The organism is Collinsella sp. AM28-11LB, assembly GCF_003469895.1.
Taxonomy (GTDB): domain Bacteria; phylum Actinomycetota; class Coriobacteriia; order Coriobacteriales; family Coriobacteriaceae; genus Collinsella.
The window spans coordinates 156,002-159,130 of the sequence record NZ_QSKJ01000006.1 but is presented as its reverse complement, the minus strand read 5'-3'; the positions used below and the strand labels follow the sequence as shown (position 1 = coordinate 159,130).

2 rRNA genes are annotated in these 3,129 nt (G+C 65.1%); both read left to right on the top strand.

The features are described from left to right. A 23S ribosomal RNA gene (locus tag DW732_RS05950) occupies positions 1-2,802 on the top strand; the annotation flags it as partial. A 147-nt stretch (positions 2,803-2,949) separates the two neighbouring features. Next, a 5S ribosomal RNA gene (gene rrf / locus DW732_RS05945) occupies positions 2,950-3,065 on the top strand. The last annotated feature ends 64 nt before the right edge of the window (positions 3,066-3,129 follow it).

The window sequence follows — 3,129 nt, the reverse complement described above, 5'->3', positions numbered from 1 at the left end:
GGGGAGGACAACCCGGGGAACTGAAACATCTAAGTACCCGGAGGAGAGGAAATCAATCTCGAGACTCCCCGAGTAGCGGCGAGCGAAAGGGGACCGATGGCCAAACCGTCGAGCGGGCATACCCGGCAGGGGTTCCGCCGGCGGGGTTGCAGGGCCGCGCATCCGGGGGCTGCCGCCCCCGGGCGCAGGTCCGGCTGGGGAGCGGAACGGCATGGGAGGGCCGGCCGCAGCGGGTGACAGCCCCGTACGCGAACCCAGACCGGACGGCGCGACGCGGTCCCTGAGTAGGGCCGGGCACGTGAAACCCGGTCCGAACCTGGGTGGACCACCATCCAAGCCTGAGTACTACCCTGTGACCGATAGCGCACCAGTACCGTGAGGGAAAGGTGAAAAGCACCCCGGGAGGGGAGTGAAACAGTACCTGAAACCGTGCGCCCACGAGCAGTCGGAGCACCTATATGGTGTGACGGCGTGCCTTTTGTAGAATGAGCCAGCGAGTCGCTGGCGCGGGGCGAGGTTAACCGGAAGGGAGCCGTAGCGAAAGCGAGCCTTAACAGGGCGACTTGAGTCCCGCGCCGCGGACGCGAAGCCGGGTGAGCTATCCGTGGGCAGGCTGAAGCGGGGGTAAGACCCCGTGGAGGGCCGAACGCACGTCGGTTGAAAACGGCGGCGATGACCTGCGGATAGGGGTGAAAGGCCAATCAAACCCGGAGATATCTCGTTCTCCCCGAAATAGCTTTAGGGCTAGCGTCGCGCGTTCACCGCCGGAGGTAGAGCACCGGATGGACGAGGGGGCTTCGCCGCCTACCGAATCCAACCGAACTCCGAATGCCGGCGGCCCAGAGCGCGGCAGTCAGAGCATGTGGGCTAAGCTGTGTGCTCGAGAGGGAAACAGCCCGGACCGCCCGCTAAGGTCCCCAAGTTCCAGCCGAGTGGCAAAGGATGTGCGTCCGCCCAGACAACCAGGATGTTGGCTTAGAAGCAGCCATGCATTCAAAGAGTGCGTAACAGCTCACTGGTCGAGTGGACATGCGCCGACAATACACGGGGCTAAGCTGGACACCGAAGCGGCGGGATTTTATTTATTAGAATCGGTAGGGGAGCTTCCCATGGGCGGGGAAGCCGCCGGGCGACCGGCGGTGGAGCGCATGGGAGTGAGAATGCTGGCATGAGTAGCGAGAGACGAGAGAGTAACTCGTCCGCCGTGAACCCGAGGTTTCCTGGGCAAGGCTAATCCTCCCAGGGTCAGTCGGGGGCTAAGGCGAGGCCGGGAGGCGTAGCCGACGCGCAGCAGGCAGACATTCCTGCACCGCGCACGCGGCGCTACGACCGACGGGGCGACGGATGGGGGTGGCTCGGCGGGGTTCTGGACGTCCCCGTGATGGAGCGCGGCCCGCGGACCAGGGAAATCCGGTCCGCACGAGGGCGAGGCTCCGGACGAAGCGACTGAGCGAAGCGAGTGAGCCCGAGGTCCCTAGAAAAACCCCTAGGCAGGCGCGTGCGCGCCCGTACCGCAAACCGACACAGGTGGGTGGGTAGAACATACCGAGGCGATCGGGTCAACCATGGTCAAGGAACTCGGCACAATGGCCCCGTAACTTCGGGAGAAGGGGTGCCCGCGCGTACGTGAACGGACTTGCTCCGGGAGCGGAGGCGGGCCGCAGTGGAGAGGCCCAAGCGACTGTTTACCAAAAACACAGGACTCTGCAGAAGCCGCAAGGCGACGTATAGGGTCTGACGCCTGCCCGGTGCCGGAAGGTCACGCGGAGGAGTTAGCGCATCGCGCGAAGCCCCGAAGCCAAGCCCCGGTAAACGGCGGCCGTAACTATAACGGTCCTAAGGTAGCGAAATTCCTTGTCGGGTAAGTTCCGACCTGCACGAAAGGCGCAACGACTTGGGCGCTGTCTCGACCATGGACCCGGTGAAATTGCACTGGTCGTGAAGATGCGACTTACCCGCGGAAGGACGGAAAGACCCCGTGAACCTTCACTGCAGCTTGGCATTGGCCGCTGGTCCCGCGTGTAGAGGATAGGCAGGAGGCACAGATCCGGAGGCGCCAGCCCCCGGGGAGCCGCCCTTGGAATACTGCCCTCGCGCGACCGGCGTCCTAACCCGAGGCCGTCAACCGGCTCGGGGACCGTGCCAGGCGGGCAGTTTGACTGGGGCGGTCGCCTCCTAAAGGGTAACGGAGGCGCGCGAAGGTCCGCTCGGGACGGTCGGCAACCGTCCTTTTGAATGCAAGAGTACAAGCGGGCTTGACTGCGAGGCCCACGAGCCGAGCAGGTGCGAAAGCAGGCTCTAGTGATCCGGCGGCCCCGAGTGGGTGGGCCGTCGCTCAACGGATAAAAGGTACTCCGGGGATAACAGGCTGATCTTGCCCAAGAGTCCACATCGACGGCAAGGTTTGGCACCTCGATGTCGGCTCATCGCATCCTGGGGCTGGAGCAGGTCCCAAGGGTACGGCTGTTCGCCGTTTAAAGCGGTACGCGAGCTGGGTTCAGAACGTCGTGAGACAGTTCGGTCCCTATCCTCCGTGGGCGCAGGAGAATCGATGGAGGCTGCCCCCAGTACGAGAGGACCGGGGTGGACGCACCTCCGGTGAACCGGTTGTCGACCAACGGCACGGCCGGGTAGCCGCGTGCGGCGCGGATAACCGCTGAAGGCATCTAAGCGGGAAGCCGTTCCAGGGATTAGTTCTCCTTCCGGTAAGGGCCCAGGTAGACTACCTGGTCGATAGACGGCAGGTGCAAGGCTGGCGACAGCCTCAGCCGAGCCGCACTAATCGCCCGAGCTCTTCCGGAACCGCACCTCGCGGCCCGCGGGACTTCGCGCTCCATGCGCGGTCCGGGCACGAGGATGCCCCCGAGTCGACTCCTCCTATGCGCCATGCGGCCCCCAGGGCACGTAGATGAGACCCAGGACACCGTGAACGGTGGGCGCCGCCCACCGGTCAGCGGCCAGAGCATGGGGGGCACGCCCGGTCCCGTTCCGAACCCGGAAGCTAAGCCCCATCGCGCCGAGAGTACTGCGGGGCCAGCCCGTGGGAGGCCAGGGCGCCGCTGACCGGTGGACGGCACCGAGCCGTCATCGAACTGAGAAGGGGGAGGCCTCGCGGCCTCCCCCTTTTTT